The organism is Enemella evansiae (genome assembly GCF_002250705.1).
In the GTDB taxonomy this organism is placed as follows: Bacteria; Actinomycetota; Actinomycetes; order Propionibacteriales; family Propionibacteriaceae; genus Enemella; species Enemella evansiae.
The window spans coordinates 94,764-109,301 of record NZ_NMVP01000023.1; the positions used below are offsets into that span (position 1 = coordinate 94,764).

18 protein-coding genes and 1 pseudogene are annotated in these 14,538 nt (G+C 70.9%); 8 read left to right on the forward strand and 11 right to left on the reverse strand.

Annotated features, from left to right (window positions below; all coding sequences use genetic code 11):
* Nucleotides 1-13 precede the first annotated feature (13 nt).
* A complete protein-coding gene (locus BI335_RS12505; protein ID WP_094404372.1) occupies nt 14-826 on the forward strand; it encodes a GIY-YIG nuclease family protein in 813 nt (270 codons plus the stop codon).
* A gap of 18 nt (nt 827-844) precedes the next feature.
* Here BI335_RS12505 and BI335_RS12510 read toward each other — a convergent pair whose 3' ends face one another.
* Nucleotides 845-1,063 (reverse strand): helix-turn-helix domain-containing protein, encoded by a 219-nt coding sequence (locus tag BI335_RS12510; protein ID WP_094404371.1) that lies wholly within the window; start codon nt 1,061-1,063, stop codon nt 845-847.
* Nucleotides 1,064-1,479: 416 nt separating this feature from the next.
* Here BI335_RS12510 and BI335_RS21480 point away from each other — a divergent pair, with 416 nt between their 5' ends.
* The 4 genes from BI335_RS21480 (at nt 1,480) to BI335_RS12525 (ending at nt 3,399) form a co-directional block, all read left to right on the forward strand.
* A complete protein-coding gene (locus BI335_RS21480) occupies nt 1,480-1,647 on the forward strand; it encodes a hypothetical protein (RefSeq protein ID WP_166646793.1) in 168 nt (55 codons plus the stop codon).
* Nucleotides 1,648-1,736: 89 nt separating this feature from the next.
* Nucleotides 1,737-2,072, forward strand: a complete 336-nt coding sequence (locus tag BI335_RS12515) for an Lsr2 dimerization domain-containing protein (protein WP_094404370.1) — start codon at nt 1,737-1,739, stop codon at nt 2,070-2,072.
* The gene (locus BI335_RS12520; protein ID WP_094404369.1) at nt 2,069-2,989 is read left to right on the forward strand and encodes a hypothetical protein; all 921 of its coding nucleotides are present in this window, start codon (nt 2,069-2,071) and stop codon (nt 2,987-2,989) included. The genes BI335_RS12515 and BI335_RS12520 overlap by 4 nt, the downstream gene beginning before the upstream one ends.
* A gap of 161 nt (nt 2,990-3,150) precedes the next feature.
* Nucleotides 3,151-3,399, forward strand: coding sequence for a hypothetical protein (locus BI335_RS12525; protein WP_094404368.1), 249 nt, complete (start codon nt 3,151-3,153; stop codon nt 3,397-3,399).
* A gap of 56 nt (nt 3,400-3,455) precedes the next feature.
* On the opposite strand, the gene BI335_RS12530 is transcribed toward BI335_RS12525, so the two are convergent.
* The 3 genes from BI335_RS12530 to BI335_RS12540 form a co-directional block, all read right to left on the reverse strand.
* On the reverse strand, nt 3,456-3,800 hold the full coding sequence (locus tag BI335_RS12530) for a hypothetical protein (protein WP_094404367.1): 345 nt from the start codon (nt 3,798-3,800) through the stop codon (nt 3,456-3,458).
* Between the two features lie 299 nt (nt 3,801-4,099).
* Nucleotides 4,100-4,594 carry a GNAT family N-acetyltransferase gene (locus BI335_RS12535; RefSeq protein WP_094404366.1) on the reverse strand — a complete coding sequence of 165 codons (495 nt, stop codon included), beginning with the start codon at nt 4,592-4,594 and terminating at the stop codon, nt 4,100-4,102.
* Between the two features lie 23 nt (nt 4,595-4,617).
* Nucleotides 4,618-4,968, reverse strand: a complete 351-nt coding sequence (locus BI335_RS12540) for an ArsR/SmtB family transcription factor (RefSeq protein ID WP_094404365.1) — start codon at nt 4,966-4,968, stop codon at nt 4,618-4,620.
* Nucleotides 4,969-5,054: 86 nt separating this feature from the next.
* Between BI335_RS12540 and BI335_RS12545 the strand changes: the two genes are divergently transcribed.
* The 3 genes from BI335_RS12545 to BI335_RS12555 all read left to right on the forward strand — a co-directional run bounded on the left by BI335_RS12545 (nt 5,055) and on the right by BI335_RS12555 (nt 8,225).
* The gene (locus BI335_RS12545) at nt 5,055-6,371 is read left to right on the forward strand and encodes an NAD(P)-binding domain-containing protein (RefSeq protein ID WP_208109247.1); all 1,317 of its coding nucleotides are present in this window, start codon (nt 5,055-5,057) and stop codon (nt 6,369-6,371) included.
* Nucleotides 6,368-7,432, forward strand: coding sequence for a flavin-containing monooxygenase (locus BI335_RS12550; protein WP_094404363.1), 1,065 nt, complete (start codon nt 6,368-6,370; stop codon nt 7,430-7,432). The genes BI335_RS12545 and BI335_RS12550 overlap by 4 nt, the downstream gene beginning before the upstream one ends.
* Nucleotides 7,433-7,748: 316 nt before the next feature.
* A complete protein-coding gene (locus BI335_RS12555; protein ID WP_094404700.1) occupies nt 7,749-8,225 on the forward strand; it encodes a heavy metal-responsive transcriptional regulator in 477 nt (158 codons plus the stop codon).
* Between the two features lie 228 nt (nt 8,226-8,453).
* Here BI335_RS12555 and BI335_RS22000 read toward each other — a convergent pair whose 3' ends face one another.
* From BI335_RS22000 to cmtR, 7 genes and pseudogenes are all read right to left on the reverse strand, one after another.
* Nucleotides 8,454-8,927 (reverse strand): arsenate-mycothiol transferase ArsC, encoded by a 474-nt coding sequence (locus tag BI335_RS22000; protein WP_267489868.1) that lies wholly within the window; start codon nt 8,925-8,927, stop codon nt 8,454-8,456.
* Nucleotides 8,904-9,314, reverse strand: a pseudogene (locus BI335_RS22005) (arsenate reductase ArsC); the annotation flags it as partial. The gene BI335_RS22000 and the pseudogene BI335_RS22005, both read right to left, overlap by 24 nt.
* Before the next feature lie 15 nt (nt 9,315-9,329).
* Entirely contained in the window at nt 9,330-10,331 is a 1,002-nt protein-coding gene (locus BI335_RS22295) for a metalloregulator ArsR/SmtB family transcription factor (protein WP_094404361.1), read from the reverse strand.
* On the reverse strand, nt 10,328-11,422 hold the full coding sequence (gene arsB / locus BI335_RS12570) for an ACR3 family arsenite efflux transporter (protein WP_094404360.1): 1,095 nt from the start codon (nt 11,420-11,422) through the stop codon (nt 10,328-10,330). Before arsB ends, BI335_RS22295 begins: the two co-directional genes overlap by 4 nt.
* A gap of 92 nt (nt 11,423-11,514) precedes the next feature.
* On the reverse strand, nt 11,515-12,144 hold the full coding sequence (locus BI335_RS22020; RefSeq protein WP_208109246.1) for a hypothetical protein: 630 nt from the start codon (nt 12,142-12,144) through the stop codon (nt 11,515-11,517).
* 12 nt (nt 12,145-12,156) lie between these two features.
* Nucleotides 12,157-14,124, reverse strand: coding sequence for a heavy metal translocating P-type ATPase (locus tag BI335_RS12580; RefSeq protein WP_094404699.1), 1,968 nt, complete (start codon nt 14,122-14,124; stop codon nt 12,157-12,159).
* On the reverse strand, nt 14,121-14,489 hold the full coding sequence (cmtR, locus tag BI335_RS12585; protein ID WP_094404359.1) for a Cd(II)/Pb(II)-sensing metalloregulatory transcriptional regulator CmtR: 369 nt from the start codon (nt 14,487-14,489) through the stop codon (nt 14,121-14,123). Before cmtR ends, BI335_RS12580 begins: the two co-directional genes overlap by 4 nt.
* Nucleotides 14,490-14,538 lie beyond the last annotated feature (49 nt).

A 14,538-nucleotide genomic window follows, 5' to 3' on the forward strand; every position in this document is an offset into this window, starting at 1 on the left:
GCAGGAACCTGCGATGCCCTTGACACTCGACGCGATCCTCCGGAGTGCCGGCATCGACCCTGCGGACGCCCATGCCATCCGCCACGCCTTCGTGCGCGAGCACGAGGACACTGGCCTGCCCGGAATCCATGCGGACTCGACCGACCAGGAGATCCTCGCGTACACGAGTCAGCAGTCGGCGAAGCCGCGGATCTTCCCGGTCGATCCTCCGCCGATCTGGGTGGTGTTCATCCGCGAGGGCGGCGACAGGGCTCGCCTCTGGTCGGTGCTGGAGAACCGCGGCGAGGTCTCGAACGACGGCGCTCTGCGCACCTTCGACCTGGTCGCCTCCGAGCATCTCGCCGACCTCAGGAACCGGCTCGTGATCGGCTGGAGGTCTCCGCGCACCTGGAGGCTCAACGGCCCGACGGCCGCCGGCTACCCGGTCATGGAGATCGCCGACGCGCAGCCGGTGCCGTTCCCCGGCTTCGACCGCCTCGTCCTCGACCGCCCGCAGCTGCAGGCGGTGATGCGCGAGCACAGGTACGCGGCATGGAGGACAGCGCTCTCGTCCGTGGTCGGCGTCTACCTCATCACCGACACCCGCGACGGCCGCCAGTACGTCGGCAAGGCCGACGGCGCTGAGAGCATCCGGCAGCGCTGGAGCGCCTTTGCGGCCAATGGCCACGGCGGCAACGTCGAGCTGCCTAACGTCGATCCGACCGGCTTCCGCTACTCGATCTTGAGGGTCCTCGACCCGGCGACGCCGACACGCGTCATCGACGAGGCCGAGAGCCACTTCAAGAACGCCCTCGACACCCGCAGGCACGGATTGAACCGCAACTGAAGTGGGCTGGCTCTGGCCTCAAACGTCGTCGAACGCCAGCGTGACCGTTGCTCCGAGCTGCTCGGCCAGTGCGTCGACCGATGAGAGCGAGAGGTTCCGCTCGCCGCGCTCGAGGCCCGCGTAGTAGCGGACGGTCACACCGAGCTGCTCGGCGATCCGCTCCTGGGTGAGTCCCCGTGCGAGTCGAATGGCGCGGACCTGCTCTCCGAGAACCTTCTTGAGTGCCTTGTGCGCCACCTCTCAACGCTCGCGAACGGAAGCGATCAGTACCAGGTACTTATGACTTCCTGTAGGTTGGTTGGCGAGCCGATGTGGATTGGAATGAGCTGCTGATGATGCCAACCTCCTTGAGACGAAGGACTGCTCGCCCTGCGGCGATCGCCTCGGCAGCGCTGGCATTGGCCGCGCTGCTGGCGCTCACCGGCTGCTGAGGGTCGTCTGAACCCTCGGCCTCGGCCTCCGCCTCATCCGCTTCTTCGTCGGCTCCCGCGGCGGCGTCCGGCCTTGACGGCACCTACTACGGCACGGACGGATCGCACGGGAAGATCAAGAAGCTCGTCATCGACGGGAACCAGGCGACCTATACGGTCGAGCTGTGCAAAGGGCCCGACGAGGGCGCGACCAGCCACGGCGAGCTCGACGACGACAGGACCGTGATCGTTTGGGGCGACGGCGGTGATCTGGTGAACCAGTCACACCTCACCGTTACGGAGAACCGCATCCAGTTCGAATCCGACAAGTCGTTCGTCCGCGAGGGGCAGCCTGAGGTCGCCGACATCGAGGCGGAGCATGACAAGTACTGCGAGGAGCAGTTCGGATGAACGGCATCGGACAGGAGCAGGGGATGCCTGCTGGCGGCTGGGCGGGTCCGGGCCGGCGAAGACCCTGACCACTGTCGAGAGGACACCTCATGGCCACCAAGCACCTCACGGTCTCCGACCTTTCCGGCGAGCCCGGTGCCGCCACCGTCCAGCTGGCCCTCGGTTCGGAGCGACGCGACGTCGACCTCACCGAGGCGGAGCGCGCCGAATTGGACGACCTGCTCCGGCCCTACTTGAGCGCCGGCCGCCGCGCCGAGCAGGCAGCGCCGAAGCCGAACCGCGACATCCCCGTGACCACCGCCGAGGAGCGAGCCGCGATCCGCAAGTGGGCCCGTGAGAACGGCTTCGAGCTCGCCGACCGCGGGATGATTCCCAAGGAGATCTACCGGGCGTACGTCGACGCCCGGGCGGAGGCGGCATCGTGAACGAGAACGACGTGGAGCCTGACCCGGTCGACACCACGCGGGGCGCTCTCCTGGCGCGCCTGCCGGGACGCGCCCGGCCCCGGAAGCAGGCGCTCCAGGACTTCGAGGAGCACGTCGAGGCGCTCCGTCGCCGGTACAAGCCCGAATTCTGGCCGTTCTTCATCCCGGAGGCGACGGAAGCGTTCCGGTGGCGAGTGCAGCTGGAGTGCGGCTGCGTGCATGAGATCTTCTTGCGCGGCGCGGACGACTACCCGGACGGCCACGCCTGGCTCGACCCGATCACCCGGCATCCTCTGCCCGTCGGCGAGATCTGGTGTTCGGGCGACCACGGCGGAGTGGAGAAGGCCTACCGCGACGTCGTCGAGTGGATCGACTCGCGTATCAGGGAGTTCCCGCCGGACCCGGAGGAGTGCCCGCACGAGGGCGTGGACGCCGAGACCTGGGCGAGGATGCGGAACCCGGAGCCGCACTCCTCGGCGTTCTGGCGCGTCCGGCTCTCCTGCGGGCACGTCTGCGATCACGTCATCGCAGACGTTGAGTGGAAGCCTGAGCACGGACCGAGGCTGTGCACCGCGGAGCGCGCCGCCGAGATGCGTAGCGACTTCGAGAGCATGTGGTCCGTCGAGGGGCACACGGGATGGCCCGAGGAGGGCCCGGAGCGCGACCACGTCCGCAAGATGCTCGATCTGCGGTGGCCACGACCCGAGCCGGAGCAGGAGTGCCGCACGTGCCGCTACGCCAGGCGCATCACCGGCTACCAGCGCGTCGGGTGGCTGGTCCCGAAGGAGCCGCCGGCCGCTCCGGGCGCGGATCCGGACGAGGGCTTGAAGCGCAGGAAGGCGGAGACCCGGCTCGCGAAGATCGAGGCCGAGGCGCAGCGCCTGCGCGAGCAGCTCGGCATGGCCTCGGACGAGTAGGAGCTCATCCGGCATAGGGGAACCTGCGGCTGGCCGACCGCGAGAACGGCTTCCGGGGTCGCCGACCGCGGCGTGATCCCCGAAGAAAGTCTGCATGGCTTGCCAGCGGACCGAAGTGCAGGAGGCGAAGTGGCACCGACGGGTCGAGTTCTTCCGACGCTGTGCCCTTCTCGTCGTTGTTCGTGCTCCCTGACTCGCTCGTTGACCTCCGCGGGCTGGCGACCGGCACCGTCGAGCTGCTGAACCGTCTGCTGTGGAATCCTTCGCGGCCGTTCGACCTCTCGGACGAGGCCCGGCTGCGCTCGATGATCCGCATCTTCCTGCGTGAGGCCCGTACCCAGGACGACCTGCGCGACTACGTCGACCGCGACAGCCTCGTGCGGCTCTGGACGGAGCTCGGCCTGCCGTAGCGCATCCAGCAGGCGTGGGAGGAGCGCTTCCCGTAGCTCACCGAGCAGCGACGAGGCTAGGCCCCGTCCGACTCCTGCAGTGAAGCGAGTGTCTCTGCGAGCAGTGGCTCGAGTGCCAGGATCGCCTCGCGCTCGTTGATGTCCGGGTCGCGGCGGAGAGCCGCGATGCGCACTAGCAGATCGGAGGTGCTCCCGGCACTGAACTCCTCGGGAGCAACGCCGGTAGAAGCTGATGAGCTCGGCGCGGAGGCGATGCTGGCCACGCCTGTGAGGAAGCCGATGGCGCGCTCGTACGATGCCCCGCCGAGGTACATGCCCGGACGCTTGGCGATCGCCCGGGCGAGGTCCTCGGGCGGAGTCGACCACAGCGGCGCGGCCGCGGAGCGGTGATCACTGTCCATCACGGTCCCCCTCGTCCCGTCCAGATTGGAGCCGGCATTTCCCGGTCTCGGCGGACGGCGATCTCCGCGGCGACCCGAGCGCCCGACTCGACGGCCTCGCACGGGCTCACCCTCCATGCCTCGATTTTACGGGAGCGCGCCGAATCAGCGCTTGGACTCGGAGGCCGACGAGCGTATCCAAGGCTCTGTGCACACGACTTGGTCTGCGACGGGCTGGCCGGCCATTTCGTGGCCGAACCGGGGTCGGCGAATTAATTCGAGCAGTTCGGTTCCGACGGAATAAACCCGAGTGAAGACGCTCAATCGATGACCGGGAGTGTCCGTCTCTCGATCAGCACGGTGTCCCGCCACTGGCCGGCGAGCGGCCCGCACGGCATCAGCCCGATGCGCTCGCGCCGGCCGACGACCCTGAAACCCGCGCGCCAGTGAAGCTTCAGGCTGGCGGCGTTCTCGGGGAAGACCGAGGACTGGACCGTCCAGACGCCCGAGCGGTCGGTGAGGGCGAGGAAGTCCCCGAGGAGCTGCGCCCCGACTCCGCGCCCGGCCGCGAGAGGGTCGACGTAGACCGAGTGCTCGACCACGCCCCGGTAGACGGGGCGGGCCGAGACGGGTCCGGCGGCGGCCCAGCCGAGCACACTGTCGTCGGCGTCGACGGCGACGATCATGAGGTCGTGGCGCTTGCCGGCGGCGAACGCTTCCCAGTCCGGCGGTGGCTGCGGCTCGAAGGTGGCGTGCCCGGTCGCGATGCCCGCGCGGTAGATCGCCTCGACGGCGGGCCAGTCAGCCGGCGTCATGGGCCTGGTCGTCAACATTCCCATCAGGCGATGAGGGCCTTGGCGGCGGATGCGAGGGTGTCGATGGTGGGTCGGTAGTAGGCCCAGCGCCCGCGCTGCTCGCGCTCGACGAGCCCGGCCTCGACGAGCAGCTTCATGTGGTGGGAGACGGTGGGCTGGGAGAGGCCGACGGGCTCGGTGAGGTCGCATACGCACATCTCGCCGTCGCTGCTGCCGGCGATCATCGCCATGAGCTTGACCCGGGTGGGGTCGCCGAGGGCCTTGAACACCTTCGCCAGGTCGTGGGCGACCGCGTCGTCGATCGTTTCGCCGAGGACGCAGCAGGGCGCGATGTCGGTCGTGACGGGGGCCTCAAGGGAGGGAGTGGTGCTCATGCCTCCATTCTGCCTCACGTATTGACATCTGTCGATACGTGAGGCAGGCTCGACTCATCGAAGAACGTCAATACGTGGAGGTTGAAGTGAATCCCGTCGTCGTCATCGGGGCCGGTCCGCAGGGTCTGGCCGCCGCCGCACATCTGCTCGAGCGCGGGCTGAAGCCGCTGGTCCTGGAGTCGGGCGACGGCCCGGCCTCGGCGGTCGCGGAGTGGGGTCATGTGCGCCTGTTCTCGCAGTGGTCGGAGCTCGTGGACCCGGCGGCCCGCCGCCTGCTCGAGTCGTCCGGCTGGACCGCGCCGGAGACCGGCTACCCGACCGGCGCGCAGTGGGTCGAGGGCTATCTCGCCCCGCTCGCGCAGGCGCTGGGCGACCGCGTCCGGTACGGCTGGCGCGTGGTCGGGGTGGGCAGGAAGGGTCGCGATCTCTCGGTCGACGCGGGTCGCGCCGAGCGGCCGTTCGTCGTTCACGTCCGGCGCGCCGACGAGGGCGAGGAGCGGTTGGAGGCCCGTGCGGTGATCGATGCCTCGGGCACCTGGCGGGCCCCGAGCTCAGCGGGCGCGGACGGCCTGCCTGCGCTGGGCGAGCTCGCCGCGGTCGACGCGGGCCTGCTGGGCCACCGCACGCCGAGCCGCGAGGAGGCGGCGTCGCTGGCGGGGCGGCACGTGGTGGTCGTCGGCAGCGGCCACTCGGCGGCGACCGTGATCGGGGACCTGGCGACGGTCGTGCGCCGTGAACCCGCCACCCGGGTGACCTGGGCGCTGCGCCGCGGCGCGGTCGGCAACGCCTTCGGCGGCGGGGTCGCCGACGAGCTGCCCGAGCGCGGGGCCTTGGGGCAGCGGGCGAGGAGGGCCGTCGAGGACGGCCTCGTCGACCTGGTCACTGGGTTTCGCACCGAAGAAGTCGTCGTCGAGGACGGCCAGGCGGTCCTGGTGGCCGAGGACGGCCGCCGGCTCGCTCCCGCTGACCGGGTGGTGGTCGCGACCGGGTTCCGCCCGGACCTGTCGTTCCTGTCCGAGGTGCGCCTCGACCTGGATGTGCGGCTGCAGGCTCCGGCGAAGCTCGCCGCCGAGGTCGACCCGAATGTCCACTCCTGCGGCTCGATGCGGGCCACGGGTGCGGCCGACCTCGAACACCCCGAGCCGGACTTGTACATCGTCGGGGCGAAGTCCTACGGCCGGGCACCGACGTTCCTGGCGATGACGGGCTATGAGCAGGTCCGTAGCGTGGTCGCCGAGCTCGCCGGCGACCACGAGGCGGCGTCGCGGGTGGACCTGGAGCTGCCCGACACCGGGGTGTGCGGCGGGTCGGGCCTGTTCGACGCGCCCGAGGCGGCGTCGTCGGGCGGCTGCTGCGCGCCCGCGCCGCAGCTGATCCAGCTCGGTGCGAGGACAGCGGGATGAGCCGCGGCCGACTGATCATCGTCGGCGGGGGGCAGTCCGGGCTCGCCGCCGCCCGCGCCTGGCGGGAGAAGGGCTGGGAGCCGGTGGTCCTCGAGGCAGGGCAGGAGCCGGTCGGGTCCTGGCCCCGGTACTACGACAGTCTGCACCTGTTCTCCCCGCGCCGCTTCAGCGCCTTCCCGGGCCACTCGTTCCCCGGGGATCCGGACGGCTACCCGGGCCGCGACGAGGTCGTCGACTACCTCCGTGGCTACGCCCGCAGTCTTGATGTCGAGTTCCGCACCGGTGCCCGGGTCGTCGACGTGGCCGCGGACGGTCCCTCGTTCGCGGTCGACCTCGCCGACGGCAGCGGTCTGGTCGGGGACGCGCTGGTCGCCGCGTCGGGCTCGTTCGGCAACCCGCACGTGCCGACGATGCCCGGCCTGGAGGCCTTCGGCGGCAGCGTCTTGCACGTCGCCGGCTACCGGTCACCGGAGGACTTCTCCGGTCAGCGGGTCGTGGTCGTCGGGGCGGGCAACTCCGCGGTCCAGGTCGCCCACGAGCTGGCCGAGCACGCCAAGACCTCGCTGGCGGTGCGGGACCGGGTCCGGTTCGCGCCCCAGGTCATCGCCGGCAGGGATCTGCACTGGTGGCTGAGGGTCTCCCGCGCCGACCTCCTGCCGCCGTCGGTCCTCGAGCGGCTCGTCACCGGCACCCCGGTCATCGATGCCGGCAAGTACCAGAAGGCGCTGGAGGCCGGACGGCCCGACCAGCGGCCCATGTTCACCGCGTTCACCCCCGACGGTGTGGTGTGGCCGGATGGCTCGCGGGAGCGGATCGACGCGGTGGTCTTCGCGACCGGCTACCGGCCGCACCTGCCGTACCTGCGCTCCCTCGGGGTCCTCGACGGCTCCGGGTCGCCGAAGCACGAGCGCGGCGTGGCGACCGGGCTGTCCGGGGTGGGCTTCCTCGGCCTGGAGTTCCAGCGCTCGTTCTCCTCCAACACGCTGCGCGGGGTGCACCGCGACGCCGACTACGTCGTCGGCGCTCTCGCCAGGCAGGCGCGGGGTGCCGCCGTTGCCTGAGTCTGCGACGCGCCCTTCCCTGGGCACGGTGCTTGCGGCGCTGTGCGTGACCGAGATCGTCTCCTGGGGACTGCTGTACTACGCGTTCCCGGTGCTCGCCCCGCGGATCGGTGACTGCGAGCACGCTCGCCTGGCCGCGGTGCCGAGATCGGGCGCGGGAATCGAGACGCTGCTGCAGGTGAACGCGATCACCGACCGCTGGGGGCCTGCGACTGCGGCCACCTCTGCGCAGCCATCGGGAGGCTCGGTTTCGAGTGCGGCTTCTGGGCCCCCGAGGCTTGACTTTGGAGTCAGGTCCAAGGTTTACGCTCAAGGCATGAGCATCACCACGCGGCAGGCGGGCCGGGCCACTGCCGTGCAGGGCGGGCGCGGCCTGCGGGTGTCCGAACTGGCCGCCAGCGCTGGGGTGTCGTCGGACACCGTGCGGTTCTACGAGCGTGAAGGGCTGCTGCCCGCTCCGGCACGGACCGCGGCGGGTTATCGACAGTACGAGGGGTCGGCGGTCGAGCGGCTGTTGTTCATCCAGGGCTGCCAGCGACTGGGTCTGCGGCTGAAGGAGATTGCCGACCTGCTCGCGATCAGGGACACGGGCTCGTGCCCCTGCGAGCCTGCCGCTGAGCTCCTGCACCGCAGGATCGCCGAGGTCGATGCCGAGATCGCCGCTCTCGCGGCGCTGCGACGCCAGATGCAGGAGATGGCTGCGGCGCTGCCCGGAGAGGACTGCGCTCCGCCCGCGCCGGGCACCAGCTGGTGCCCGCCTGGCGAAGCGCTCCAGAGCGTCGAGGGGAGGTGACATGACCATGCTGACCGACACTGTTCTCGAGATCAGGGCCGACGGGTGCTGCTGCGACGACCCGTCCTGCCCGCCCGACTGCGGTTGCGGATGCGACTGCTGCTGATGCGATCGTCCCTCCCTGTGCTAGCCGGGGAGGGCGTCGCCCTTGCGCAGGGTCAGCGCCGCGCTGACGAGAAGCGGCGTCGAGCTGCTCGACTGTCGCCGCGGGTTCAGTAAGCAGCTCAGTCAGTCGACCAGTTCAAACTCCGAGGCGAGGGAGCGGACCTTCTCGGCCAGTTCGTCGCGGATCATGCGCATCCGCTCCTCGCCGTCGATCCCGCGGCCCGAGGGCTCGTCGATCGTCCACGTCTCGATGGTGCCGGTCATCCCCTGTGCGGGCTCGATGACGGCCTCGTCGCCGATGACGATGACGCGGTCGACGGTGCGCAGCAGGGCGGGGTCGATCGGCTTGGGGTGCTCGTCGGCCATGCTCGCGCCAACCTCGGCGACCGAGGCGGCGGATAGCGCGTTGAGCGACGACCCGGGGGCTGTGCCCGCGGAGTGGACCTCGACGGCGTCGCCGACGATCTGGCGCATGAGGGCGGCGGCCATCTGCGACTTCCCGCCGTTCTTGACGCAGACGAACAGTACCGACGGCGCGTGGTCGGACGCCTGTTCGGCGTCGGCGGGCGCGAGCAGTTCGTCGACCAGCCTCTCGATGCGGGCGCGGATCTCGTCGCGGATGGGGCGTACGGCGTCGATTCCCTGGCCGGCGGGGTCGTCGAGGGTCCAGTCCTCGTAGCGCTTGCCGGGGTAGAAGGGGCAGGTGTCGCCGCAGCCCATGGTGATCACGACGTCGGAGTCCTGCACCGCTTCGGTGGTGAGGATCTTGGGCTGCTCGGCGGCGATGTCGATGCCCTCCTCGAGCATCGCTTCGACGGCGACCGGGTTGATCTGGTCGGCGGGCGTCGAGCCCGCCGATCTGACCTCGATGCGGTCACCGGCCAGGTGGCGCAGGAAGCCGGCGGCCATCTGGGAGCGGCCGGCGTTGTGGACGCACACGAAGAGCACGGAAGGCTTCGGTGCGGAGGGATTCTGTTCAGGCATTTTCGATGTTTTCTTTCAGTCGGTGAGGGCGGCGATGAGCGTGCGGACGCGGCGCTCGATGTCGTCGCGGATCGCTTCGACGCCCTCGGGCGAGGCCAGCGCGGGGTCGCCGACGGCCCAGTCCTCGTAGCGGACGCCGGGGATGATCGGGCACACGTCGCCGCAGCCCATGGTGACGACCACGTCGGCGGCGCGGACGGCGTCGTCGGTGAGCGGCTTCGGGAACGCCGTCTCCGCCTCCTTCGCTCCCTCGATGTCGGTCAGGAGGGATCGGACGTGCGGGTGCACGTCGGGAGCCGGGCTCGAGCCCGCGGAGCGGGCGATGACCTTGCCGTCCGCGAGCCGGTTGACGATCGCGGCGGCGAGCTGGGAGCGGCCGGCGTTGGCCACGCACACGAACAGCACCTGCGGCACCCCGGTCTCCCGGTCCCGGGTCAGGTCGGCGAGGCGCTGGCGGGCGAAGCGCTCGGTGAGCGGGATCATGTGCTGGGTCAGCTTGGCTGAGCGCGCGAGGCCCGCGTAGGACTCCCGCACGATCGCGATCACGAGGTCGCGGTCCAGGCTCGTTGCTTCGTCGGCCAGTTCCTCGCCCAGGCGGGTGACCCGGCCGTCCATGTCAGGCAGCGCCGCGGCGCGGGGCACGGTCTGCTCGGTGGCGTCGGCGACCGCGGCCGGTGCGAATGCGTCGAGCAGCGCGGCGACGGCGCGCCGCCTCGCCGGGGCGATCCGGTACCAGACCCAGGTGCCGCGGCGCTCGGACAGCAGCAGGCCGGTCTCCTTGAGCACCTTCAGGTGGTGGGAGACGGTGGGCTGGGACACGTCGGCCAGCTCGGCGAGGTCGCACACGCACGACTCGCCGCGGGGATCAGTCGCGATCGCCGAGAGCATCCGCAGCCTCAGCGGCTCCGCGAGCGCCTTGAGCGCGCCGGCCACGGTCGCGGCGGCGTCCTGGCCGATCGCGTGCGTCGCGGACGGCGCGCAGGCCCCGGCGTCGGTGACGACTTCGGCAGTGGTCATGATGGGCTCGATTCGGCGTAGGGGTCGGTGCGGAACCAGGCGCGGGCCGCCCAGAGCGAGACGTAGACGAGGCCGACGAGCACCGGCACCTCGATGAGGGGGCCGACGACGCCGGCCAGAGCCTGCCCGGATGCGGCTCCGAAGGTGCCGATGGCGACGGCGATGGCGAGCTCGAAGTTGTTGCCCGCAGCGGTGAACGCCAGCGTCGTCGACCGGGCGTAGCCCAGGCCGAGGCCGCGGCCGAGCAGCATCCCGGCCAGCCACATGATCGCGAAGTAGGCCAGCAGAGGCAGCGCGATCCGGGCGACGTCGAGCGGGTTGGAGGTGATCGCCTCGCCCTGCAGCGCGAACAGCAGCACGATCGTGAACAGCAGCCCGTACAGCGCCCAGGGCCCGATCCGGGGCAGGAACTTCTCCTCGTACCACTCCCGGCCGCGGCGCTTCTCGCCGATCCACCGGGAGGCGAAGCCGGCGACGAGCGGGACGCCGAGGAAGACCAGGACGTTGAGCGCGATCTGGCCCACGGACACGTCCAGACCCTGCGTGTCCAGGCCCAGCCAGCCGGGCAGCATGGCGAGGTAGAACCAGCCCAGCACCGAGAACATCACGACCTGGAACACCGAGTTGATCGCCACCAGCACCGCGGTGGCCTCGCGGTCGCCGCAGGCGAGGTCGTTCCAGATCACCACCATCGCGATGCACCGCGCGACCCCGACGATGATCAGGCCGGTGCGGTACTCGGGCAGGTCCGGCAGGAAGGCCCAGGCCAGGGCGAACATGACCGCGGGTCCGACGAGCCAGTTCAGAACCAGCGAGGAGATGAGCAGCTTCTTGTCGCCGGTGACGGCGGCGACCCGGTCGTAGCGGACCTTTGCGAGCACCGGGTACATCATCACCAGCAGTCCCAGCGCGATCGGCACTGAGATCCCGCCGACTTCGAGTCGGGACAGCAGGCCGGACAGGCCGGGGACAAGACGGCCGAGGAGCAGGCCGGCGACCATCGCCAGGCCGATCCAGGCGGGCAGCCACCGGTCCAGGGTCGAGAGCCGTCGGGTCGCCGGAGGCGCAGCGGTCGCCGCTTGATTAGACATGCCTCTATATTGACACTCTTCGATTCAGCGTGCAACCGGCGATGACAGCCCATCGCAGTGCGGTGACGCGCCCGAGCAAGCGGCGCGCCGAGCTATCCGACGCTGAGCGCGGCGAGCTCGTCCGGGGTGCCGGTGACGACGAGACGCAGATCGTCGTGGTCGTCGTCGATCCGCCAGTCCACGAACGAGCAGCAGGAACTCTCGACTGCGACCAGGTCGCGCAGCCGCTGCGCGGAGTCGTCGGTTCTGGCGTAGTGCACGACCAGTCTGGTCTCGCCGCGTTCGACCGCGAGGAGATGCTCGTCGTCGAACGCCCGCCACCTCTGGACCTGCTCCTTGCCCGCGCTGGGCGTGAGCGCGCAGGCGATCGGCAATCCTGGCAGTGGCCCGACGGGCGACTCGACTCGCGTCGCCGCTGTCATCGGCGCTCCACCGATGACAGCGTGCAGCTGGTCGACGGTCGGCGAACCGGCGAGGCCGTCGGGTGTCCGGTAGACGCGGCACGCGAGCCCGACGGGCGCGTGCTCGTCGGCGAAGGGGTCGACGCCGTCGACAAGGACGGTCGGCGAGCCGTGGAACCCGAGGCGTACGGCGTCCTCGGCGGTCTCGACCCGCTCATGGCCGACCCGGACGTCTGGTCGGCCGTCGAGCACCTTCGCAAGCAGCTGGTCGAGGACCTCCCAGTTCGGGCACCCGTCGAAGTACTGCAGCGTGATCTCCATGATCAACTCCTCTCAGTCTCTGCCCGCGCGGACCGCTGCCGCTGCCGGTGACGTCGTCTCACGCGACGCAGCCGCCGCAGGACGCTTGGCACGCGCGGCGCGCAGCCCGTTGGCGATGACGACGACCTCGGCGACCTCGTGGACGAGCACGACAGCGGCCAGGCCCAGCACGCCGGTGATGGCCAGCGGCAGCAGCACGGTGATGATGGCCAGGGACAGCACGATGTTCTGGTTCATGATCGCCCGGCCGCGGCGGGCGTGGCGCAGCGCCTGCGGGATGAGGCCGAGGTCGTGGCCGGTGAAGGCGACATCGGCGGACTCGATCGCGGCATCTGAGCCGGTCGCGCCCATCGCAATGCCGACGGTCGCCCCGGCCAGGGCGGGGGCATCGTTGATGCCGTCGCCGATCATCGCCGTGGGCGACTTCTCCGCCAGCTGGGCGACGATGCGGGCCTTGTCCTCGGGGCGCAGCTCGGCGTGCACGTCGCCGATCCCGGCGAGCTGCGCGAGCGCGTGCGCGGTGCGGGCGTTGTCGCCGGTGAGCATGCTCACCTCGACGCCTTGGGCCTGCAGCGTGCGCACGACGTCGAGGACCTCGGGGCGCAGCTCGTCGCGGACGCCGAGCGCCCCGGCCAGCTGGCCGTCGACCGTGACGAGCACGCAGGTCTGGCCCTCGGCCTCCAGGTCCTCGACCCGGGCCTTGAGCGGGCCCGCGTCGATCCAGCGGGGGCTGCCCACTCTCACCCGGCGGCCGTCGACCAGGCCGCCGATACCGTGCCCGGCCTCCTCGGTCACGTCCTGCGCGGCGGGGGCTCCCTGGCCTGCGGCGGCGATGGCGGCGGCGAGCGGGTGCGTCGAGTGCTGCTCGACGGCGGCGGCCCAAGCCAGCACCTGCGCCTCGTCGAAGGCGTCGGCTGCGACCACGGCGGTGACCTCGGGCCGGTTGCGGGTCAGGGTGCCGGTCTTGTCCACGGCGAGGTGGCGGATGCCGCCGAGGCGCTCGAAGGCGGCCCCGCTCTTGATGACGACGCCGAACTTCGTCGCCGCCCCGATCGCGGACACCACGGTGACCGGCACCGCGATCGCCAGCGCGCACGGGCTGGCCGCGACCAGCACGACCAGGGCGCGGGTGATCCAGGTCTCGGGGTCGCCGAGCAGCGCACCGAGCACGCCGACCAACACCGCGAGGACCATCACGCCGGGCACCAGCGGCCGGGCGATCCGGTCAGCGATGCGGGCCCGGTCGCCCTTCTCGGCCTGGGCCTGCTCGACCAGCTCCACGATGGTGGTCAGCGAGTTGTCGGTGCCCGCGGCGGTCGCCTCGACCTCCAGGACGCCGGTGGTGTTGATCGCGCCGGCGGAGACCTCCTCGCCGGGGGCGACCACGACGGGGATCGACTCTCCGGTGATCGCCGAGGTGTCCAGGCTCGACCGGCCAGCGCGGACCACACCGTCGGTCGCGACCCGCTCACCGGGGCGGACCAGCAGCACGTCGCCGACGGCGATCTCCTTCGCCGGGACCTCGACCGAGGCACCGTCGCGCAGTACGGTCGCGGTCTCCGGCACGAGCTTCAGCAGCGCGCGCAGGCCGCCGCGGGCCCGGTCCATCGCTTTGTCCTCCAGGGCCTCGGCGATCGAGTAGAGGAACGCCAGCGCCGCGGCCTCCTCCACGTAGCCGAGGATCACCGCGCCGACGGCGCTGATCGTCATCAGCAGCGCGATGCCGAGCTTCCGCTTGACGACCAGGTTCCGGATCGCGCCGGGGACGAACGTGTACGCGCCGAGCAGTAGGCCCGCCCAGAACGCGGCCAGCGCTGCGACGTGCAGCCCCGACCACTCCAGCACCAGGCCGGTGCCGAACCCGACCCCGGAGAGGATCGGCACCGCCAAGCCCGGGTCGCGCCACCTCGGGCGCTCGGTCTCCTCTACCTCCTCGACGGCGCTGGTGGTCGGCTCGTCGCAGCCGCAGGCGTCGCTCACGAGGCGTTCCCCGAGCCGTTCGCGGCGCAGCAGCCGGGCACCGAGCAGTGCGGGTCGATGCACGGCGCGTCCTCGTCCACCGCGAGCGTGACCTCCACCAGCGCCGTCAGCGCCGCCGCGAGGTGCGGATCGGCGATCTCGTACCTGGTCTGCCGTCCCTCGGGCTCGGCGACGATGATCCCGCAGTCGCGCAGGCAGGACAGGTGGTTCGACACGTTCGAACGCGTCAGCCCCAGCTCGCGCGACAGCACGGCGGGGTGGCTCGGGCCATCGAGCAGCGCCATCAGGATCCGGGAGCGCGTCGGGTCGGCCATCGCCCGGCCGAGCCGGTTCAAAACGTCGAGGCGCGAAGCAATGGTCAGCATGCACTGAACTATACAGCAGTTGCTGACTAATCGGGAGGTCCGGGAGAAT